The following is a 20,574-nucleotide window of genomic DNA, read 5'->3' on the forward strand; positions in this document are numbered from 1 at the left end:
GGCCGGCACACTCAGTTGGCGACGATTTGCGGGCGCCCGAAGCCCAGGCCGGCAATGCGCTGCGCGATTTCGGACGCGTTGGCGTGGTCGCGTGCATTGACGCGCAAGCGCCACAAAGTCCGCCCGCCGCTGACGATATCGCTGACGCTGGCTCCGGCGATGCCGGCCGATGCCAGCTGCGACAGCGCGCGATTGGCATTGTCGCGGCTGGCGAAACTGGCAACCTGCAGCAAGATGTCGCCCAGCGCGGATTCGGCGGCGCTGGGTGCCCTGGCCGGAACCGGATCGACCTTGACCGGGCGCGCAGGCGCGCTCTCCGGCGCCTTGACCACCGCGACGGCGACCGGCGTAGCAGCAGGCGGACGCGGTGCCGCAGCCGCCGGCTTGCCGGTGGCCACACGCACGCCCTGCGTCTTCATCCAGGCGTCGAAGTTGTCGGCATTGCCGGGCTGGCGCGAATCGGCCACGCGGTAGCGCCACCGCTCGCCGGCAGGAGTGATGGGTGCGGCGCCCGCGCCGCCCGGCACGGTACGGGCAGGCAGCCGCTGCACCAGACCATCGATCTGGCTGCTGCCCGCCGCAGGCCGTGCCGTGGCAACGGAGGTAGTGACCGGCTGGCCGCCGCGGCGCTTGGCCAGCAGATTGCCGTTGTCCGCTTCGGTCAGCCCACGCACTTCCACATTCCCGGTGCCCTTGCCGGTGATCCCCAGCTTGACCGCCGCCGCGTAGCTCAGATCGATCACCCGGCCATCGTGGAACGGGCCACGGTCGTTGACCCGCACCACCACCGAGTCACCGGTGTCAGTGTTGGTCACCAAGGCAAAACTCGGCAACGGCAAGGTCTTGTGCGCGGCGGTGAAGGCATACATGTCGTAGACCTCCCGGTTGGAGGTCAGCCGGCCATGAAACTTGTTGCCGTAGTAGGAAGCCGTGCCGCGTTCGACATAGTCGCCGGGTCTGTCCATCACCACGTAGCGCTTGCCCAGCACCTCGTAGGGCGAACGGTTGCCGATCGCAGAGCGCGGTTCGTTGGTGACCAGCGGTTCGGGGATGCAGGCCACGTTGGGCACATGGTCGGGCGTGCTGTCGCTGACGCCAGGCTTGTACAGGCCGCCAGCGGTGTAGTCGCCACGCGTGGAAGGGTCTTCCTGGGCAGCTGCGTAAGGCGACACCGAGGGGCAACCGGTGGCCAAATGCGCCGGCCCCTTGCCCTGGACCTTGATGCCCTTGATGGCACCGCTGCCATTGCTGGCAACACCTTTCTTCGGTGCGCTACTGCAGGCCGACAGGCCCAGCAGCAGCGCCATCGGGATCAGCCACCTGAAGCCTGTCATGCTGTTCATGCCGGGGGTAACTCCTTGCCGGCGATGGCCTCGGACAGCTGGAACACGGCCATCGCATACATCTTGGAAATGTTGTAACGGGTGATCGCGTAGTAGTTCTGGAAGCCCAGCCAGTACTGCTTGCCGTTGGCATCGTCCAGATTGATCGGAGTGGCGGTACTGCCGGCTGTCACCGGCGCAGCGGGGTGATAACCGCGCGCGGACAGGTCGGCCAGCGTGTGCACCGGCGACCAATCGGTGGGGTTGAACTCTTCGCGCCCGGCGGCCAGCGTGGCCGGCACCGCGACCTGCCCGCCGCGCACCCAGCCGCCCTTCTTGACGAAGTAGTTGGCGATCGAGGCGAACACGTCGTTGTAGTCGGTGAACAGATTGCGCTTGCCGTCTGCATCGCCATCGACACCGAACTGGCGGTAGCTCGATGGCATGAACTGGCCCATGCCCATCGCACCGGCATAGCTGCCGATCAGCGCGGTGACATCGAGTTGCTCCTCCTTGCCGAGCGCGAACAATTGACCAAGTTCATCGCGGAAGAACAGCTCGCGCCGCACCTCGCGTTCGAGCTTGGCCGGGTCGCCGCTGCGCGGGTAGCGGAACGCCAGCGTGTACAGCGCATCCAGCACGCGGTACTTGCCGGCATTGGTGCCGTAGCTGGTTTCCACCCCGATGATGGCCACGATCACCTGCGCGGGCACACCGGTGGCAGCCTCCACCTTGCTCAACTCGGCGCGGTGTTCGGCCAGGAATTTGCGCCCGCCATCAATGCGCGCCTGGGTGATGAACATGGGCCGGTAGTCGTTCCACGGCTTGACCCGTTCGGCCGGGCGCGACATCGCAGTGACGATGGCGTCCTTGAACTGCGCCTGCGCCAGGGTCGCCTCGATCTGCGCAGCGTCGATGCCGTACCTGGCAGCGGTGTCGCGCACAAAGTTGGCGCGGGAGACCTCGAACGGCACCGGAGTCAGATCCACCGGCGGCAAGGCCGGCGCTTCGGCAGCGGCACTGGCCGGGGTGGCGGACGCTGCCGGCACGCCGGGTGGCTTGGCCGGGGGCGCGCTGGCGGCCGGCGGCGGAGACGGAGGGCTGGGCTGGGTCGCGCAGGCGACAAGGCCGAGGGTGAGCAGGCAGGTCAGAGTGCGTCGAATCATCGGCCGAGGGTAACAGACATCAGATGAACTTCTGGCAATAAGACCATGAAACTCAAAGGCTTTAGCCAAAGTCAAGCCTGCCGCGCCTGTGGCGGGGATTCGGGAGGCGGGAGTGGGGATTCGGTGGCGCCTGCGGGTGGGACGATCCGGCACACGCCGGGGCGGTGTGCGGCCGCAGCCCCATCTGCCATGGGGAGACGTCCGTTGGCGAACGAGGCCAGCGGCGGACTGGCGCGGCCGGTAGCGGCCGCGCCATAGAGATCACAGCGCGGGGAAGCGCGGGGCGCCCGAGCAGGTGGGCAGCGCACCGCCGACCTGCACGGCACCGGTGGTGACGCCGGTACCCGACGGCGTGACCGCGCTATTGCTCAGGCCGATCTGCGCGTTGCTGGCGGTGATCGAGGCATCGCTGTGGGCCACGTTAGCCAGCACCAGGTCCAGCGGTGTCTGTGCGTCGTAGCCCTTCAGGATCCAGCCCTTGCCACCGGCGTCGTTGCTGGTCTTGAGCCCGTCGACCACGATCTGGCTGAAGGTCGGCTTGGTGCCGCTGGTTGCGGCCGCATAGAACGGGTTGATCACCAACGGGCTACTGACGCCGTACAGGCAGGTATTGCGATAGGTGACCAGACTGACCGGGCCACCCTTGGCGAGGCTGGTCTTGATGCGCAGGCCACTGTTGTCGGTGCTGCGATTGCCGTCATCGTCGGTGGACACCAGCGCGTTGTTGTCCACCAGCACGTTGTTGACCCCGGACATCACTTCGCTGCCGATGGAAATGCCGTGCGTGCCGTAGCAGCGGCTATTGCGCACGGTGATGTTGGCCGACTTCGAGGCGATGGTCTTGATCGCCACGCAGTCGTCGCCGCCCATCACGTCGCTGTCGTGGATGGTGGCGTTGACCACGCTGTCCAGATCCAGGCCATCGGTGTTGGGACTGGTGGCGGGCGATTTCACCCGCACACCCCAGATGGTCAGGCCGTTGACGATATGCGAGAAGAAATGGAAGTAAGCGGCGTTGACCAGATTCACGTTGTAGAGCGTGAACGCATTGGAGTTCTGCACTTTAATGAGGTCCGGGCTGTTCTGGACCTGATTGGCGTCTTTGGCGTTTTCGCCAAACTCCCACCAGGTGGTGGTCTTGCCCAGCATGGTCTGATCGCCGCGCCCGTCGATGGTGCCCTGACGCCCACCGGTGCGAATGCCCATGACGCCGGCATTGTTGCCCTTGACGCCGATCAACGGCAGACAGCCGCCGCTCTTGGAACCGGCGGTGCCGCAACCGCTGCCGTAGTCGGCCGGGTTGCGCGAACCGTACAGCGTGACGCCTTGGTCGATGACCAGGGTGACACCGGTAGGCACCGTCAGCGGCCCACTGAGAAAGGCGTTGCCGCTGCCACTGGTCAGCAGCACGCTGCCGTTCTTGCAGGCATTGAGCGCGGCCTGGATGGTCTTGGTATCTGGTGGAGCCTGCTCCACTGCCGGATCGAATTGACGCCCGGTCGGTGTCAGGTGGGCGGTCAAGGAGGGGGAACACACGGCAGGAATGGTCGGTTGCGCAACTGCGCGGGTATCGCCGGTGGCAAAGGTGACGGCGCCCGCCTGTGCGCAAAGCGACAGACAGACACCGCCGACGGCGGCGTTCAGTAATTTCATGGAAGAGTTCACTCGAATGAGAAATGGCGCGCCTGTGCAGGCCACGCGACGCGACCGCATGCTGCGGCAGCGCGGATGACTTTACGGAGAACCCCGCATGCATGCGCAGGACGCACGAATCCAGTGCCGCGCGAACGAAGCAGGTCGGCACCAGCATGACGGCGTTGCAATGCACTGCGCAAAAGCGCGGCAAGATCAAAAATTTGCCAGCGTCTGACATAGGCGTATCGCATGGATCACTACCGCAGCACGACGTGTACAAAAATGCGCGCGCTGGCTTGACGCAGCGACGCGACGCGACGCGTCATGGCGTCAGTAGCCGTGCACCGGGCGATGCGACTTCACCGCCATCACCAGCCCCAGGCCTGCGAGCAGCGAGACCGCCGAGGTGCCGCCGTAGCTCATCAACGGCATCGGCACGCCCACCACCGGCAACAAGCCGGAAATCATGCCGCCGTTGACCAGCACGTAGACGAAGAACGCCAGACCCGTGGCACCGGCGACCAGGCGCGAATAGGTGTCGCGTGCCTGCGCGGCGATCCACAGGCAGCGGCCGATGACGATCAGGTACAGGGTGAGCACGGTGGCTACACCGATCCAGCCGAATTCCTCGCTGAGCACCGAAAACGCAAAGTCGGTGGTCTGCTCGGGAATGAAGTTCAGATGCGATTGCGAGCCCAGCCCCCAGCCCTTGCCATCCAGCCCGCCGGAACCAATGGCAATCTTGGACTGGATGATGTTCCAGCCGGCACCTAGCGCGTCGTTTTCCGGGTTGAGGAACATCATGATGCGGTCCTTCTGGTAGGGGCGCAGCAGCCAGAACCAGGCCACCGGCGCCACGGCTGTCACTCCGCCCACGCCCACCGCCACCCACCACCACGGCAACCCCGCCAGCAGCAGCACGAACACGCCGCTGGCAGCGATCAGCACGCCGGTGCCGAAGTCTGGCTGCAGCATGATTAACGCGGTCGGCACGCCGATGATGATTGCGGTCACCAACACGGTGGAGATGCGCGGCGGCAAGGGCATGCGATGCAGATACCAGGCCGCCATCATCGGCAGGCTGATCTTGAGCAGCTCGGCCGGCTGCAGGTAGAACACTTTCAGGTCCAGCCATTGCCGGCCGTACTTGCCGGTGCCCAGCGCGAACACCGCCAGCAGCGGCAGCATCGACAAGCCGTAGACCCACGGCGTCCAGGCACGCAGGCGCAGGACCGACATGCGCGAGATGCCCCACATCGCCGCCACGCCGATGATGAAACGCACGCCCTGCGCCATCATCAGATGATCGCCGTTGACGCTGCCGCCAGCGCTCTTGAGCACCGACAGGCCGATCACCATCAACGCGCCCAGCGCCAGGCACAGCACCCAGTCCAGGCTGCGCGTGAAGCGCGCGGCCATGTCCACCAGCCAGCGCAAAATGTCACTCAATGGTCGGTCTCCTGCACCGCATCCGGCACGTCCGGCACCACCGGTTGCGCCGGCGTGCTGGGGTCCAGCGCCACGGCGGTCTGGCCGATCACCACCGGCAGCTCGTCCAGCGTGGCGGCGGCGGTATCGCCGGCCTGGCGCGCATCGGTGGCGCCGGCTTCGAACTGGTTGATGCCCACTGCGGTCATGCCCAGCTCGCTGTCCAGCGGCAGCAGGCCCGCAGGCATCTTGCCGAGCAGCCAGGCGTCGAAAATCTTGCGTGCGATCGGCGCCGCCGAGCTGGTGCCGAAGCCGCCGCCTTCCACCGCCACCGCCACCGCGATGACCGGGTTGTCGGCCGGCGCAAAGCCGACGAACAGGCCACGGTGGCGCAGATGCATCGGCAGGCTGCGCGGGTCCACCGCCGCCACGCCCTTGCGGCTGACCACCTGCGCGGTACCGGTCTTGCCGGCCATCTGGTACGGCGCGCCGGGGGTGATCGCATACGCGGTGCCGCCCGGTCGCATGGTGTCCATCATGCCCTCGCGCACCACCTGCAGGTGTGCCGCGCTCGGGCTGACCGGCTTGCCCGGCGGCTGGATCATCGGCTGCCAGGGATGGTCGAAGCCGGTGCGCTGCTCCAGCACCAGGTGCGGGCGCAGCAGCAGACCGCCGGCAATGGCCGATACCCCGCGTACCAGCTGCAGCGGGGTCACCTTCCAGTCGCCCTGGCCGATGGCGATATTGACCGTGTCGCCGGGATACCAGCGCTCCTTGCGGGTCTTGTACTTGTAGGCCGGCGACGGCAGGATGCCGCCGATTTCGCCAAGCAGGTCCACCCCGGTGGGCTGGCCGAAGCCGTATTCGGCCATGTAGTGGTCGAAGCGCTCGACCCCCATGTCCACCGCCAGGCGGTAGTAATAGGTATTGACCGACTGGGCGATGGACTTGCGCAGGTCGGTCCAGCCGTGGCCGCCGCGGTGCGAGTCGCCCCAGCCGCGGCTGACCCCAGGCAGATAGAACATGCCGGTGGACAACACCCGGTCTTCCGGCCGGCGCAGCCCGCTATCCAGGCCGGCCAGCGCAATCAGCGGCTTGAGCGTGGAGCCCGGCGCCACGCCACCGAGCACCAGCCGGTTGAACTGCGGCCGCGACGGGTTGTCGTTGAGCCTCTTGAAGTCGGTATGCGAGATGCCGTTGACGAACAGGTTCGGGTCATAGCTGGGCAGGCTGACCATGCCCAGGATCTCGCCGGTGCGCGGGTCCATCGCGATCGCCGCGCCTTCGTGCTCGCCGAACGCGGCCACCATCGCGCGTTGCAGGTCGGCATCCACCGACAACCGCAGGTCCGCACCGGATTGCGGCGCCACCCGCCCCACGGTGCGGATCGCCCGCCCCTGCACGTTGGTCTCGACCTGTTCGTAGCCGACCTGGCCGCGCAGGTCCTGCTCGTAGTAGCGTTCCAGCCCGGACTTGCCCATGTGGGTGAGCGCGGCATTGCCCTCGCCCAGCACCGCCAGGTCTTTTTCGTCGATGCGGCCGACATAGCCGATGATGTGCGCGAACAACGGCCCGAACGGATAGCGCCGGGTCAGGTACGGCTCCAGCTCCACGCCGGGAAAGCGCCAGCGCTCCACTGCAAAGCGCGCCATTTCCTCATCGCTCATGCGCAGCTTGAGCGTCACCGGCAGGAAGCTGCGGCGCGCGCGGCGCTCGCGATTGAAGCGCTCCAGGTCTTCCGGCGCGATCGGGATCACCTTGCCCAGCGCGGCCAGCATGGCGTCCATGTCGGCAACCTTGTCCGGGGTCACGTCCAGGCGGAAGGCCGGTACGTTCTCGGCCAGCAGGCGACCGGTGCGGTCGTAGATCATGCCGCGCCCGGGCACCACCGGCTTGGGCTTGATGCGGTTGGCTTCCGAGCGGGTGGCGTAGACCTCGTGGTCGAGCACCTGCAGCTTGAAATACCAGCCGCCCAGGCCGACCAGGCAGATCACCACCATAGCGAAACCCAGCACCGCGCGGCGGCGGAACTGCTCGGCCTCGGCGTGTGGATTCTTGGGGTGGCGACGCCCGTGCATGGCTTACTTCTTGCTCCGCTTGCCCAGCCGTACCGCGTCCAGCAGCACGAACAACGGCGGCCATAGCGCCATGCCCAGCAGCGGCGCCCACCAGTAGCTCCACGGCAGGGTCGGCTCGCCCACCGCCAGATGCACCGCCGAGGACACGATACGGTCGTTGAGCAACAGCCCGCCGATCGCCAGCGCCTGCTGCGACACCGGGAAAAAGCGCATTCGCGCGCGGAAGCGCTGCAGGATGAAGGTCATGATGACCAGCCGCAGCGCCTGCTCGCCGAGCAGCCCGCCATACAGCAGATCGGCCAGCACCCCGGCCGCGAAGGCGATGCCCAGCCCCACCCGGTCCGGTTCCTCGATCACCCAATAGGCCAGCACCAGCGCCAGCCAGTACGGCCGCAGCGGCTGGATCAGATCCGGCAACGGCAGCAGGCCCAGCACCAGCGCAATGACGATGCTGACCGGCAGGATCCAGCTGTTGCGGATGCGGCTCATTGGTCCGTCTCCTTTGGAGCCGGACGGGAATCGGGAATCGGGAGTTGGGAATCGGCAGGAGCAGCGCCGCGCGTCGGCACGCGGCTGCGGCTACCGCGATCCATTCCCGATTCCCGATTCCCCATTCCCACCGGCGTGCGCGGGGTCGCGGTCACCCGTCCGTCCTTAGGCGCCACCCCACCAGGCACCGCCGCGCTGTTGCCGTTGCCATTCCCCATTCCCGATTCCCCATTCCCCAATCCCGCCGGCGTGCGCGGGGTCGCGGTCACCCGTCCGTCCGTAGGCGCCACCCCACCAGGCACCACCGCGCTGTTGCCGTTGCCACTCCCCATTCCCGATTCCCCATTCCCCATTCCCGGCACGACGCGCAACGGCTTGCCGGCGCGCAGCAGCAACACGTCGCGGCCCCGATCCAGCTTGGCGGCGGGGGTCAGTTCGCCGACCAGGAAGGCGTGGGTATCGTCCGGATGCAGCTCGGAGACCTTGCCGACCGGGAAGCCGGCCGGGAAGCGGCCGCCCAGGCCGGAGGTGACGATTTCATCGCCCACCTGCACGCCGGCGCTGAGCGGGATATCGCGCAGCTCCAGGCGGTCGCCACGGCCGTAGACGATCAGCCGCACGCCGTTGCGTGCCACGCTGACCGGCACCGCATGGTCGGGGTCGGTGAGCAGCAGCACGGTCGAATGCAGCGGGGTCACTTCGATCACCTGGCCCATCAGCCCGCCGGCATCGATCACCGCCTGGCCCAGCTGCACGCCGTCGCGGCTGCCAGCATCCAGCAGCAGGCGCTGGCGGGTGGGATCCAGGTCGATATCCAGGATCGGCGCCAGCTGCACGTCCAGGCCACGCCGCTCGGCCACATTGAGCAATTCACGCAACTGGGCGTTGTCCAGTGCGGCGGTCTGCAACCGGGTCAACCGCGCATTGGCCACCAGCAGCTGGTTGCGCAGCTCACGGGTCTCTTCCACCAGTTGCGCATGGGTAGCGGCATTGTCGCGCACCTGCGAGCCGATCCGTCCCGGCAACCCGGCCACTGCCCAGATCGGCTGGATCAGCAGATTGGCCTGCAGCCGCAGTTGGCTCAGCCAGCCGCCCCGGCTATCGAGTGCGATCAACACCACCGCCAGCACCAGATAGACCAGCAGCCGCAGCGTGGAGGTGACTTCGCCCGGACGGGAAGCGACGGGAGGACCGGCGTAGGAGGGCACGTTCAGGGCCGGGAATGGGGAGTCGGGAATGGGGAATCGGGGAGCAGTCGGCTGTCCCCGAGACGGTTGAGGCGAAAACTCACATGGGCGGGATCGCGTCGCAACCGCTCAGGGCCGCAGGCAGGGAATGCTTTCACGATTCCCCATTCCCGATTCCCCATTCCCAGCTCCATCACTCCGGGGCAAAGAACTCATTGCCGTGCATGTCCACCAGCTCCAGCGCACGGCCACCGCCGCGAGCCACGCAGGTGAGCGGGTCGTCGGCCACCTGCACGTGCAGGCCGGTTTCCTCGGAGATCAGGCGGTCCAGGTCGCGCAGCAGCGCGCCGCCACCGGTGAGCACGATGCCGCGCTCGGCCACATCGGCACACAGCTCCGGCGGGGTCTGCTCCAGCGCCAGCTTGACTGCCGAGACGATGCCCGACAGCGGCTCGTGCAGCGCTTCGAGCACTTCGTTGGAGTTGATCTTGATCATCTTCGGCACGCCCTCGGCGAGGTTGCGGCCGGAGATTTCCATCTCCTGCACCTCGTCCTGCGGGTAGGCACAGCCGATCTGCAGCTTGATGCGCTCGGCGGTGGCTTCACCGATCAGCATGCCGTGGTTGCGCCGCACGTAGTTGGTGATCGACTCGTCGAAGCGGTCGCCGCCCACGCGCACCGACTGCGAGTAGACGATGCCGTTGAGCGAGATCACCGCCACTTCGGTGGTGCCGCCACCGATGTCGATGACCATCGAACCGCGCGCCTCGGTGACCGGCATGCCGGCACCGATCGCCGCCGCCATTGGCTCCTCGATCAGGTACACATCGCGGGCACCGGCCTCTTCCGCAGACTCCTTGATCGCGCGGCGCTCCACCTGAGTGGAACCGGCCGGCACGCACACCAGCACGCGCGGGCTGGGGCGCAGGACGCGCGACTTGTGCACCTTCTTGATGAAGTGCTTCAGCATCGCCTCGGTGTAGGTGAAGTCGGCGATCACGCCGTCCTTCATCGGGCGGATGGTAGTGATGTGACCGGGGGTACGGCCGAGCATCTGCTTGGCCTCGGCGCCGACCGCGGCCACCGAGCGCGTACCGCCGATGGCGCGGTCTTGGCGTACCGCCACCACCGACGGCTCGTTCAGCACGATGCCCTGTCCGCGCACGTAGATCAGCGTATTGGCCGTGCCCAGATCGATGGACAGGTCGTTGGAGAACATGCCGCGCAATTTCTTGAACATCGAGGGAATTGTTCCTGGGTAAGTCGCGTGCCCCGCCACCCGTGTGGCGAAATTTTGGGCAGAAAACGAAGTCAGCTAGCCTAGCAATCCCCCCCGGTGTGAGCAAGGAAAAATAGGTTAATACGCCCCCGTTTTCATGTGCCGGTCACGCCGGCCATGGCATGCGGTTGTGGCCCTGATCGGTCGCAGCCGTTACCCTTTGCGCCGCGGCGCACGCGCCGTCCCGCTGCCATGCCCGGCAACTGGCGGGTATTTCCCTACGCAAAGGCCTGATTCGATGTCCGCACTGATCTGTGGTTCCCTCGCCTACGACACCATCATGGTGTTTCCGGACCAGTTCAAGAACCACATCCTGCCGGACAAGGTGCACATCCTGAATGTGTCGTTCCTGGTGCCGCGCATGCGCCGCGAGTTCGGCGGCTGCGCCGGCAACATCGCCTACAACCTGCACCTGCTTGGCGGCGCGCCGATCCCGATGGGCACCGTAGGCCAGGATTTCGGCCCCTACCGCGAACATTTCGAAGCGCTGGGCATCGACCTGTCGCGGGTGAAGATCATCGACGACCTGTTCACCCCACAGGCCTTCATCACCACCGACCACGACAACAACCAGATCACCGCCTTCCATCCGGGCGCGATGATGCGCAGCTACGAGAACCATGTGAAGGACGTACCGGGCGTGACCCTGGGCCTGGTCGGCCCGGACGGGCGCGAGGGCATGATCCAGAACGCGGAAGAGTTCGCTGCCGGCGGCATCCCCTTCATCTTCGACCCTGGCCAGGCGATGCCGCTGTTCAACGGCCCGGAGCTGCGCCAGTTCATCGAGCAGGCCGAGTACGTGGTGGTCAACGACTACGAGTCCAACCTGCTGCAGGAGCGCACCGGCTGGGACGAGAAGGACATCGTCTCGCGCGTGCAGGCCTACATCACCACCCAGGGGCCCAAGGGCGCGCTGGTGCATACGCCCGAGAAGACCTACGACATCCCGCCGGCGCACGAGCGCCGCGTGGTCGACCCCACCGGTTGCGGCGACGCGTTCCGCGCCGGGCTGATCTACGGCATCCAGCACAACTACGACTGGCTCACCATCGGCCGCATGGGCAACCTGATGGGCGCGCTGAAGGTCGAACACCCGGGCACGCAGAACCAGCGCTTCGACTTCGCCGAGTTCAACGACCAGTTCAAGCAGCAGTTCGGCTACGCGCTGTAAGGGCTCTGTCGGGCGGCTGCGAGCCGTCCCGTGGCGACAGGTGGCGGGAGTTTGGATGCGACCGGGATTGGCCGGTCTGACTCAGGCGCCACAGGGAAAACCGCTGGCGATCGGCAACTCAATCGCCGTCGCGTCGCTGCCATTGCTGCAACAGTTGCGTGCAATCGTGAAGGCGCCAGTCGGCAAGGCCGGGCCATGGGTCGCCAGGCGTGTTGACCAACACCGTGCAGGCGCCCACGGCCCGGCCGCACGCCAGGTCATTGAGGTGGTCGCCGACCATCACCAGCGCGGGGCCGCCGATTGCCCAGCGCTGCTGGAAGTAGTGCAGACCGTCGGGCGCTGGCTTGGGCGCCGCTTCGTCGCGGCCGACAATATCGTCCCAGCCGAACGCATCCTCCAGGCCGATCGCCCGTAGCGTCACCTGCGCCAGTTCGCGTGCGTTGCGCGTGAGCATGCCAAGCCGGCATCCGGCTGCCTGCAGCGCCCGCACCAGTTCCACCGCGCCAGGTGCAGCACGTGCAGCCTGCGCCAGTTCCCGCTCGTGTTCGAGCAACCAGGCGTGCCGGGCCGCAGCCTGGTCGGCGGGCAGTGTCGCCAGGTGGTGCAGGATGTCGGCCTCTGGCGGAATTTCCAGGGTGCGTCGGATCGCTGCGAAATCGTGCACTGCCTCGGTCAGCGTACCGTCCATGTCGAAGACCCAGTGCCGGTAATGGGGCAGCGCTGGCAATGCCTGTGTGCGTGTCATGCCGTCCATCCGTTCAAAGCGACCGGGGTGGTCAACCACCGCGCGGCCGGATGCACCGTCGCTGCCGGCTGTGCGCCTGCCGATCCCAAGGGTTCCCGCCGCCAGGCAACGACCGCTTGCGCAGCGCTGCAGTGGCGCGGGGACATGGCGTGCTACTTCCAGCCGGGCATCTGCGCAGGGTCCAGCCCGCCCACGTCGAACGCTGCCGTGCGCGTGCCGCCGGCTTTGACCGGGAACGCAATGCTGATGCGCTTGGCATTGCGCACCACCTTCCATAGCGCCTTGTCGTCGTCGATGAACATCGCGATGGCTTCGTCGGTATCCGGGCGATGTGCCGCCATCGCGCGCGGCGCGCCGCCGTCGGCCGACACCTGCACCTTGCAGCCGCTGTAGCAGTTGAAGTCGCCGGCCTTGAGCACGAGGTAACTATGCCGTTTCCATTGCGGGTGGTCGCGGAACACCAGGCTCACCGGTTTCGCCCCGCTGCCGTCCACATCCACGCGCGCGGCGGCCTCGACCATCGCCGAACGCTGGGTGCCGCCCTTGGCCGGCACTTGCGAATACGCCCAGAGTGCCTGCATGCGGCGCAGCTCGCGCGCCTGCTCGCCCTTGGCCTTGATCTCGGCGTAGCCGGGCGCGATGCGCGTGGCCGCAGCGCTACCGGCATAGCCTTCCAGCAAGGCAGCGCCATGCGCGCGCGCCATGTCCCAGTTCTGCGCTGCGACCGCTTCGTCGTACTGCTTGGCCAGCGCATCGGCCTGCGCTTGCCTGGCCTGCGCCTGCGCAGCTTCCTGCGCCTGGCGTTGCGCCTGGCGGTCGGTGCAGGCACTCAGGGCCGCCACGCACAAGGCCGCGCTCAGCAGATACTTCATCGTCGACTCCGGAAGACATGAAAGGCTACGGCAACGATAACAGCCCGCCCGCATGACCCGCGATCAGACACCCGCAACCCGTAGGAGCGCACCTGGGCGCGATAGGGCTCTACCGGGAAAGCTCCATCGCGCCCGGGTGCGCTCCTACGGTGTTGATTGCAGGGCACGATGCCGCGCTGCAGGCAGCGGGAGGGCGTGCACCTGGGCGCGACTTCATCGTCGACTCCAGAAGGCATGAAAGGCTACAGCAACGATAACAGCCCGCCCCCATGACCCGCGATCAGACATCGGCAACCCGTAGGAGCGCACCTGGGCACGATAGGGCTCTACCAGGAAAGCCCCATCGCGCCCGGGTGCGCTCCTACGGTGTTGATTGCAGGGCACGATGCCGCGCTGCAAGCAGCGGGAGGGCGTGCACCTGGGCGCGACTTCATCGTCGACTCCGGAAGACATGAAAGGCTACGGCAACGATAACAGCCCGCCCGCATGACCCGCGATCAGACACCCGCAACCCGTAGGAGCGCACCTGGGCGCGATAGGGCTCTACCGGGAAAGCTCCATCGCGCCCGGGTGCGCTCCTACGGTGTTGATTGCAGGGCACGATGCCGCGCTGCAGGCAGCGGGAGGGCGTGCACCTGGGCGCGACTTCATCGTCGACTCCGGAAGACATGAAAGGCTACAGCAACGATAACAGCCTGCCCGCATGACCCGCGATCAGACACCCGCAACCCGTAGGAGCGCACCTGGGCGCGATAGGGCTCTACCGGGAAAGCTCCATCGCGCCCGGGTGCGCTCCTACGGTGTTGATTGCAGGGCACAATGCCGCGCTGCAGGCAGCGGGAGGGCGTGCACCTGGGCGCGACTTCATCGTCGACTCCAGAAGGCATGAAAGGCTACAGCAACGATAACAGCCCGCCCCCATGACCCGCGATCAGACATCGGCAACCCGTAGGAGCGCACCCGGGCGCGACGGGGTTCTACCGGGAACGCCCCATCGCGCCCGGGTGCGCTCCTACGGTGCTGATTGCGGTTACGGCTGCGCCGGGGGCGCCGCCTTGGCCTTGGCGATCATCTCGGCCACCGAGGCGGTGGTGATCGGGTGATAGCTGGGCTTGGCCTTTTCGAAGGCCTGTTCGGCGAAGGCGATCCCGTCGGCGGTCTTCAACAGTTCGGCATAGATCGGCAGCACCAGCTTGCGCCGGCCCACACGCTCGATGAACTCACCCGCGGCCGGGCGGGCGTCGGTATAGCCGCTGCGGATTGCCAGCGGATACCAGCGCATGGCGATCTCGCCATTCGGGGTCCCGGTGAAGTGGTAGGCCTGATCCAGCTGCTTGAGCTGCTCGGGCTTGAGCGTGGCGCCCATGCCGCTGAGGAAATGCACCCACTCCTGCGTGCCCCACTCGCTGGTGACCTGCTGGCTGGGCAAGGTGCCACTGCCGCTCCAGGCGATGCGTGCGGTGTCCACGATGGAGAAGCTGCGCGAACGCGCCTTGGTGGCAAACGCGGGGATGCCCGGCTGCTTCAACCATGCATCCACCTCGGCCGCGCTGACCGTGGTCGGATGCTTGTCCAGCAGATTCTTCTTGAGGTAATCGACAAACTGGTCGGTGGTGGCGCTCTGGAAGGCATGGTCGTCGAACCAGCCACGCAGGAACGGGTCGAACACCTCGCGGCCGAAACGCTGCTCCAGGAACTGCAGGAACCACGCACCCTTGACGTAGGCCACCTGGCTCAAGGCTTCGTCCGGGTCGCGCTGCGCCAGCGGCGGCAATGCCAGGGTCTGGTCGGCCGGGGCCATGTCCTTCACTTCGGCCAGCAGGTCGCCCTGGTCGATCTCGCGCTCCATCTCGGCCATCTCGGTGCCGTACAGCGCTTCGGTGATGCGGCCCTGCACGTAGGTGGTGAAGCCTTCGTTGAGCCAGATGTCCTTCCAACTGGCATTGGTCACCAGGTTGCCGGACCAGCTATGTGCCAGTTCGTGCGCCACCAGCGACACCAGCGACTTGTCGCCGACGATCACGGTAGGCGTGGCGAAGGTCAGGCGCGGGTTCTCCATGCCGCCGAACGGGAACGACGGCGGCAGCACCAGCATGTCGTAGCGGCCCCAGCGATACGGGCCATAGAGCTTTTCGGCGGCACCGATCATCTTCTCGGTGTCTTCGAATTCCTTGGCGGCCTTGTCGGCCATCGCCGGCTCGGCCCACACACCCGAGCGCGCGGAGATCGGCTTGAACACCACATCGCCAGCGGCAATGGCCAGCAGGTAGGAGGGAATCGGCTCGGGCATCTTGAAGCTGTAGTCGCCGTCGCGCGCGGCCTTGGGGTCGTTGTCGGCGCTCATCAGCACCATCACGTCCGGGCGCGAGGTGACATGCGCGCTGTAGGTGAAGCGCACGCTCGGGGTGTCCTGCAGCGGCACCCAGCTGCGCGCGTGGATCGCCTGCGATTGGCTGAACATGAAGGGCAGCTGCTTGCCCTCGGTCATCGACGGCTCCAGCCACTGCAGGCCCGACGCGGTCGGTGCGGTGTGATAGGTGATGACGACCTTGGCCGGCTGGTTCGGCGTCTCGATGGTGAGCTTGCTGCCGAAGGTCTTGTCGGCCGGCGCCAGCGCGAACTGCAGCGGCGCCAGGCCGCCCTTGCCGTCGTCGGCCTGCACCTGGGCGATGCTCAGCTCGCGCGTGTCCAGCACCAGCTGCTTGGCCGCCTTGTCCTTCCACTCCAGCGTGTAGGTGGCCGTGCCACCAATCTGCTTGCTGTCGAAATCCAGCTTCAGGTCGAGCGCCAGGTCCTTGATGACCACCAGCTGCGGCTGGGCATAGGAGCTTTCGTCGTGGGTACGGGCATCTGCTTTCACGGTGGCCTTGGCAGTGGCGGCCGGCGCGGCAGCGGTGGCGGCCGGCGAGGCGGAGTCATTGGAGCAGCCGGCCAGGGCGATGGACACGGCCAGGGACAGCGACAGGATCGGGAAGCGCATCGACGGCACCGCAGCATGAACAATCACGCAGTTTAGCGCTCCGCGCCGTTGGCTGCCCGCGCGGTGGCCCGGGCAGCGCCAGGCACGGGCAAGATCACGCCAGACGCGCGCGCGCCAGCACCGCACTGCCGACGCATCCACAAGGCGCCACGCGTGCAATGCGCGACGCACTACAATGCCCGCTCAGATCGCCGGAGGCAGGCGCGGGGTGTCGACCCCATCGCGCACCAGGCGCCGGCCGCCGGAAAACTTGGCGCGATACATCGCCGCGTCAGCGCGCCGATACAGCTCGGTGGCATCCACGTCCGGCGCGTAGACCGCGCTGCCGGCGCTCAGGTGCAGCGGCGCTTCCTCGCCATCTTCGCGCTCCAGCATCGACAGCCATTGATTGAGCTTGAGGGTGGCCTCGTCCTCGCCGGCATGCACGCCGATCAGGAACTCGTCGCCGCCCCAGCGGCCGATCCAGTCCTGCGCACCGAGCCAGCCATAGGCCGATTCCACCAGCCGCACCAGTACACGGTCGCCGGCCAGATGCCCGAAGCGGTCATTGATCGGCTTGAGGTTGTCCATGTCCAGCACGAACAACACGAACGGCCAGCCTTCGCGTTGTGCGGCGGCCACCGAATCGCGCATCGCCTGTTCACAGCCGCGCCGGTTCAACGCTTCGGTCAGCGGGTCGAACAAGGCGTGCTTCTTCAGATCGCGCATGCCCGCGTCGATGCCGTGCAGGCTGCGGTTGATCCCGCGCAGCAAGCGGCCCAATTCATCGTCACCGTGTTCTGGCAGGTTGGGCAGGCGTTGGTCGGCGTAGTAGCCGTCCAGCGCGTCGGCGGCAATGCGCAGCGGTGCCAGCAGCCGATACAGGGCCGACAGGGTCAGCGCGGTGCCCACCAGGGTCGCCAGCAACGCCACCACGACCACCGACCACAGCAGATGCCCCTCCAGCTCACTCTGCGCAGCCAGCCACGCGATCAACAGCAGCAGCGGCAGGTGGATGCCGACGAAGGTCACCGCCAGCAGCTTGGCACTGAAGGAACGCGGAAACACGCGCGCCAGTCCTGTATACAAGCGCATCCAACTCTCCGCCGGAACCGGCGCCCAGTGTCGCCGACGGCCCGTGCAATCGACGCGACGGGCGTCCCAGAACCTCGTTGCCCGCTCCTGGTTGCGGCGTTGCCCCGCGCAAGCCTGTGATGGCCTGCGCAGGCGAAGGCCTTCGCATCAGGCCCGCACGGCACGCCTGCGCGCGCCGCGTCGGCCCCGATGGCGCCGCCTCAGATCTTGTAGCCGGAGTGGATCGCCACGATGCCACCGGTGAGATTCTTGTAGTGGCAGCGCGCAAACCCGGCCTCGCCCATCATGCCCTTGAGCGAATCCTGCGGCGGATGCTTGCGGATGCTCTCGGCCAGGTACTGGTAGCTGTCGGCGTCGCGCGCGAACAGCTGGCCCAGTCTGGGCAGGATCTTGAACGAGTGGAAATCGTAGATCGGCTTGAACCACTCGGCGGTGACTTCGGAGAACTCCAGCACGCGCGCCTGCCCGCCCACCTTCAGCACGCGGTACATCTCGCGCAATGCGGCGTCCTTGTCGGTGACGTTGCGCAGGCCGAAAGAGATCGTGACAAGGTCGAAACTCTGGTCCGGGAACGGCAGCGCTTCGGCATTGCATTGCACGTAGTCGAGGCCGGCCACCAGCCCGCGGTTGGTCAGCCGGTCGCGGCCGACCGACAGCATGCCGGCGTTGATGTCGCCCAACACCACCGCGCCTTCATCGCCCACGCGCTCCTTGAGCAGCACGGCGATGTCGCCGGTGCCGCCGGCCAGATCCAGCACCCGGTCGCCCGGCTTCACCTGGGCGGTGGCCACGAAGTAGCGTTTCCAGGCGCGATGCACGCCCAGGCTCATCAGGTCGTTCATCAGGTCGTAATTGCGCGCGACCGAGGTGAACACGTCGCCGACCAGCTTCTGCTTGTCCTTGGCAGCGACATCGCGAAAGCCGAAATGGGTGGTACCGGAGGTATAGGGGGATTCGCTCATTGGGAGATTATCGCACTGCCGAGGCCAACGTGACCGCAACCGGATCACACGGCGGCCTCTTCCGCAACCAGACCTGCGCGCGATGCAGCCGCTATCATGCGGTGATGCCCACCTTCGCACGCGCGCTCCTGGCGCAGGCGCACCTGCAAGCGTTCTACGCAGCGCATGCATTGACGCCGGTGTCCTCCCCGTCCCTGCAAGACCGCGTTCCCCACCCCGACCTGCTGCGCCCTGCCGGCGCGGCGTCCATGGAGCCCGCCTGATGCTGACCACCCCCGACTATCGCGCCCTGCTCGACACCGCCATCGCGCAAGCCCGCCAGGGCCTGGCCGAAGGCGGCATCCCGATCGGCGCGGCGCTGTATCACAACGACGGCCGCCTGCTCGGTTGCGGCCACAATCGCCGCGTGCAGGAAAACGACCCATCCGTGCACGGCGAAACCGACGCCTTTCGCAAGGCCGGCCGCCAGCGCCGCTACAAGGACACCATCATGGTCACCACGCTGGCGCCGTGCTGGTACTGCAGCGGACTGGTGCGCCAGTTCAATATCGGCACCGTGGTGGTGGGCGAATCGATCACCTTTCAGGGCGGGATTGCCTGGCTGCGCGAGCATGGCGTCAACGTGATCGACCTGCAAAGCCAGGAATGCGTCGACCTGCTGGGTGGCTATATCTCCGCCAATCCGGACGTGTGGAACGAAGACATCGGCGAGGATTGACGCGCGCGGGCATCCCGCTCGCACCGCCACCTCGTCCTGCAAGGCAGCAGCGGGCACGGCCCATACCGCAGCCGTGCATGCCCGTGCTGCTGCCTCGCGCTCAGAGGATGTAGCGGCTCAGGTCCGGATCCTGCACCAGCTCGCCCAGCTGCGCGTCCACATAGGCCGCATCCACGCTCACGCTCTGGCCATCGCGGTCGGGGGCTTCGTAGCTCAAGCCATCCAGCAGCCGTTCCAGCACCGTATGCAGGCGACGGGCACCGATGTTTTCCTGGCGCTCGTTGACCTGGGCGGCAATCTCGGCCAGCCGCTCCACCGCATCGGCGCCAAAGCGCAGCGACACGCCTTCGGTCTGCAGCAGGGCTTCGTACTGCTTGATTAATGCGGCCTTCGGCTCGGTGAGAATGCGCACGAAATCGGCCTTGGTCAGCGCGGTCAGCTCCACCCGAATCGGGAAACGGCCCTGCAGCTCGGGAATCAGGTCGCTGGGCTTGGCCAGGTGGAAGGCGCCCGAGGCAATGAACAGGATATGGTCGGTCTTGACCGTCCCGTATTTGGTGGACACGTTGGAGCCTTCCACCAACGGCAACAGATCGCGCTGCACGCCTTCGCGGCTGACATCGCCACCGTTGGAGCCGGCTTCGCCGCGCTTGGCAACCTTGTCGATCTCATCGATGAACACGATTCCGTGCTGTTCGCAGGCCTCGATCGCCGCTGTGCGCACATCGTCTTCATTGACCAGCTTGCCGGCCTCTTCCTCGATCAACAGCGGGCGCGCGGCCTTGATGGTGAGCTTGCGCTTTTGCGACTTGCCGCTGCCGATGTTGGCGAACATCTGCCGCAGCTGCTGGCCCATTTCCTCCATGCCCGGCGGGGTCATGATGTCCATGCTGGCGTTGATTGCCACGTCCAGTTCGATCTCGCGCTCGTCCAGCTCACCGTTCCGCAGCATGCGGCGGAACTTGATGCGGGTGTCGTTATCCTGCGACGAAGGCTCGTTGCGTGCGGCTTCCGGATCAAAACCAATACCGGCGGCACGACGCGGCAGCAGCGCGTCCAGGATGCGGTCTTCGGCGCGCTCTTCGGCCTGGTTGCGCACGCGCACCTTGGCCTGTTCGCGGTACAGCTTGACCGAGGTGTCGGCCAGGTCGCGAATGATCTGCTCCACGTCCTTGCCGACGTAGCCCACCTCGGTGAAGCGGGTGGCTTCCACCTTGACGAATGGCGCGTTGGCCAGCGTCGCCAGGCGTCGCGCGATCTCGGTCTTGCCGACGCCGGTCGGGCCGATCATCAGGATGTTCTTGGGCATCACCTCGTTGCGCAGCTCTTCGGGCAACTGCATGCGACGCCAGCGATTGCGCAGCGCGATGGCAACCGCACGCTTGGCATCGTGCTGACCCACGATATGACGGTCAAGCTCCTGCACGATTTCGCGCGGAGTCATGGTTGAAGTTTCGGGATTTGGCAT

The 20,574-nt window shown here is 66.6% G+C and carries 16 protein-coding genes and 1 pseudogene; 3 read left to right on the forward strand and 14 right to left on the reverse strand.

Annotation, left to right across the window (positions count from 1 at the left end):
- Positions 1 to 11: 11 nt before the first annotated feature.
- The 8 genes from ACCQ13_RS16535 to ACCQ13_RS16570 all read right to left on the reverse strand — a co-directional run bounded on the left by ACCQ13_RS16535 (position 12) and on the right by ACCQ13_RS16570 (position 10,545).
- Complete coding sequence (locus ACCQ13_RS16535) at positions 12 to 1,343, reverse strand: septal ring lytic transglycosylase RlpA family protein (RefSeq protein WP_104602442.1); 1,332 nt, start codon at positions 1,341 to 1,343, stop codon at positions 12 to 14.
- Positions 1,340 to 2,488, reverse strand: coding sequence for a lytic murein transglycosylase B (mltB, locus tag ACCQ13_RS16540; RefSeq protein WP_104602443.1), 1,149 nt, complete (start codon positions 2,486 to 2,488; stop codon positions 1,340 to 1,342). Before mltB ends, ACCQ13_RS16535 begins: the two co-directional genes overlap by 4 nt.
- Before the next feature lie 261 nt (positions 2,489 to 2,749).
- Positions 2,750 to 4,141, reverse strand: coding sequence for a glycoside hydrolase family 28 protein (locus ACCQ13_RS16545; protein WP_104602444.1), 1,392 nt, complete (start codon positions 4,139 to 4,141; stop codon positions 2,750 to 2,752).
- Positions 4,142 to 4,453: 312 nt separating this feature from the next.
- Positions 4,454 to 5,572: a rod shape-determining protein RodA gene (gene rodA / locus ACCQ13_RS16550; protein WP_104602445.1), complete on the reverse strand. Its 1,119-nt coding sequence runs from the start codon at positions 5,570 to 5,572 to the stop codon at positions 4,454 to 4,456.
- Positions 5,569 to 7,629, reverse strand: a complete 2,061-nt coding sequence (gene mrdA, locus ACCQ13_RS16555) for a penicillin-binding protein 2 (RefSeq protein WP_104602446.1) — start codon at positions 7,627 to 7,629, stop codon at positions 5,569 to 5,571. The genes rodA and mrdA overlap by 4 nt, the downstream gene beginning before the upstream one ends.
- 3 nt (positions 7,630 to 7,632) lie before the next feature.
- A complete protein-coding gene (gene mreD, locus ACCQ13_RS16560; RefSeq protein WP_159407582.1) occupies positions 7,633 to 8,118 on the reverse strand; it encodes a rod shape-determining protein MreD in 486 nt (161 codons plus the stop codon).
- Positions 8,115 to 9,326, reverse strand: coding sequence for a rod shape-determining protein MreC (gene mreC / locus ACCQ13_RS16565; RefSeq protein WP_159407583.1), 1,212 nt, complete (start codon positions 9,324 to 9,326; stop codon positions 8,115 to 8,117). Before mreC ends, mreD begins: the two co-directional genes overlap by 4 nt.
- Before the next feature lie 172 nt (positions 9,327 to 9,498).
- The gene (locus ACCQ13_RS16570) at positions 9,499 to 10,545 is read right to left on the reverse strand and encodes a rod shape-determining protein (protein ID WP_010368259.1); all 1,047 of its coding nucleotides are present in this window, start codon (positions 10,543 to 10,545) and stop codon (positions 9,499 to 9,501) included.
- A 277-nt stretch (positions 10,546 to 10,822) separates the two neighbouring features.
- Between ACCQ13_RS16570 and ACCQ13_RS16575 the strand changes: the two genes are divergently transcribed.
- A complete protein-coding gene (locus ACCQ13_RS16575; RefSeq protein ID WP_159407584.1) occupies positions 10,823 to 11,755 on the forward strand; it encodes a carbohydrate kinase family protein in 933 nt (310 codons plus the stop codon).
- Between the two features lie 118 nt (positions 11,756 to 11,873).
- Here the strand turns inward: ACCQ13_RS16575 and ACCQ13_RS16580 are convergent, their stop codons facing one another.
- The 5 genes from ACCQ13_RS16580 to ubiE form a co-directional block, all read right to left on the reverse strand.
- Positions 11,874 to 12,509 (reverse strand): HAD family hydrolase, encoded by a 636-nt coding sequence (locus ACCQ13_RS16580; RefSeq protein WP_159407585.1) that lies wholly within the window; start codon positions 12,507 to 12,509, stop codon positions 11,874 to 11,876.
- A 143-nt stretch (positions 12,510 to 12,652) separates the two neighbouring features.
- Positions 12,653 to 13,372 (reverse strand): hypothetical protein, encoded by a 720-nt coding sequence (locus ACCQ13_RS16585; protein WP_159407586.1) that lies wholly within the window; start codon positions 13,370 to 13,372, stop codon positions 12,653 to 12,655.
- 1,030 nt (positions 13,373 to 14,402) lie between these two features.
- The gene (locus ACCQ13_RS16590; protein ID WP_159408026.1) at positions 14,403 to 16,352 is read right to left on the reverse strand and encodes a M1 family metallopeptidase; all 1,950 of its coding nucleotides are present in this window, start codon (positions 16,350 to 16,352) and stop codon (positions 14,403 to 14,405) included.
- A 183-nt stretch (positions 16,353 to 16,535) separates the two neighbouring features.
- A complete protein-coding gene (locus ACCQ13_RS16595; RefSeq protein ID WP_104602453.1) occupies positions 16,536 to 17,426 on the reverse strand; it encodes a GGDEF domain-containing protein in 891 nt (296 codons plus the stop codon).
- A 200-nt stretch (positions 17,427 to 17,626) separates the two neighbouring features.
- Positions 17,627 to 18,388, reverse strand: coding sequence for a bifunctional demethylmenaquinone methyltransferase/2-methoxy-6-polyprenyl-1,4-benzoquinol methylase UbiE (gene ubiE / locus ACCQ13_RS16600; protein ID WP_104602454.1), 762 nt, complete (start codon positions 18,386 to 18,388; stop codon positions 17,627 to 17,629).
- Between the two features lie 107 nt (positions 18,389 to 18,495).
- On the opposite strand from ubiE, the pseudogene ACCQ13_RS16605 reads away from it, so the two are divergent.
- Together ACCQ13_RS16605 and ACCQ13_RS16610 are read left to right on the forward strand one after the other, a co-directional pair.
- Positions 18,496 to 18,651: pseudogene (locus tag ACCQ13_RS16605) on the forward strand (GNAT family N-acetyltransferase); the annotation flags it as partial.
- Positions 18,651 to 19,106 carry a nucleoside deaminase gene (locus ACCQ13_RS16610; protein WP_104602456.1) on the forward strand — a complete coding sequence of 152 codons (456 nt, stop codon included), beginning with the start codon at positions 18,651 to 18,653 and terminating at the stop codon, positions 19,104 to 19,106. The pseudogene ACCQ13_RS16605 and the gene ACCQ13_RS16610, both read left to right, overlap by 1 nt.
- A 100-nt stretch (positions 19,107 to 19,206) precedes the next feature.
- Here ACCQ13_RS16610 and hslU read toward each other — a convergent pair whose 3' ends face one another.
- Complete coding sequence (hslU, locus tag ACCQ13_RS16615; protein ID WP_104602457.1) at positions 19,207 to 20,574, reverse strand: ATP-dependent protease ATPase subunit HslU; 1,368 nt, start codon at positions 20,572 to 20,574, stop codon at positions 19,207 to 19,209.

Source organism: Xanthomonas sp. NCPPB 1638 (assembly GCF_041475635.2).
Classification (GTDB): domain Bacteria; phylum Pseudomonadota; class Gammaproteobacteria; order Xanthomonadales; family Xanthomonadaceae; genus Xanthomonas; species Xanthomonas cucurbitae.

Coding starts and splice junctions, on each gene's coding strand:
- mltB (WP_104602443.1), bottom strand. CDS start 2,488: ATGATTCGACGCACTCTGACCTGCCTGCTCACCCTCGGCCTTGTCGCC.
- ACCQ13_RS16575 (WP_159407584.1), top strand. CDS start 10,823: ATGTCCGCACTGATCTGTGGTTCCCTCGCCTACGACACCATCATGGTG.
- ACCQ13_RS16570 (WP_010368259.1), bottom strand. CDS start 10,545: ATGTTCAAGAAATTGCGCGGCATGTTCTCCAACGACCTGTCCATCGAT.
- ACCQ13_RS16585 (WP_159407586.1), bottom strand. CDS start 13,372: ATGAAGTATCTGCTGAGCGCGGCCTTGTGCGTGGCGGCCCTGAGTGCC.
- ACCQ13_RS16595 (WP_104602453.1), bottom strand. CDS start 17,426: ATGCGCTTGTATACAGGACTGGCGCGCGTGTTTCCGCGTTCCTTCAGT.
- ACCQ13_RS16590 (WP_159408026.1), bottom strand. CDS start 16,352: ATGCGCTTCCCGATCCTGTCGCTGTCCCTGGCCGTGTCCATCGCCCTG.
- mrdA (WP_104602446.1), bottom strand. CDS start 7,629: ATGCACGGGCGTCGCCACCCCAAGAATCCACACGCCGAGGCCGAGCAG.
- ACCQ13_RS16535 (WP_104602442.1), bottom strand. CDS start 1,343: ATGAACAGCATGACAGGCTTCAGGTGGCTGATCCCGATGGCGCTGCTG.
- ACCQ13_RS16580 (WP_159407585.1), bottom strand. CDS start 12,509: ATGGACGGCATGACACGCACACAGGCATTGCCAGCGCTGCCCCATTAC.
- mreD (WP_159407582.1), bottom strand. CDS start 8,118: ATGAGCCGCATCCGCAACAGCTGGATCCTGCCGGTCAGCATCGTCATT.
- hslU (WP_104602457.1), bottom strand. CDS start 20,574: ATGCCAAATCCCGAAACTTCAACCATGACTCCGCGCGAAATCGTGCAG.
- ubiE (WP_104602454.1), bottom strand. CDS start 18,388: ATGAGCGAATCCCCCTATACCTCCGGTACCACCCATTTCGGCTTTCGC.
- ACCQ13_RS16610 (WP_104602456.1), top strand. CDS start 18,651: ATGCTGACCACCCCCGACTATCGCGCCCTGCTCGACACCGCCATCGCG.
- ACCQ13_RS16545 (WP_104602444.1), bottom strand. CDS start 4,141: ATGAAATTACTGAACGCCGCCGTCGGCGGTGTCTGTCTGTCGCTTTGC.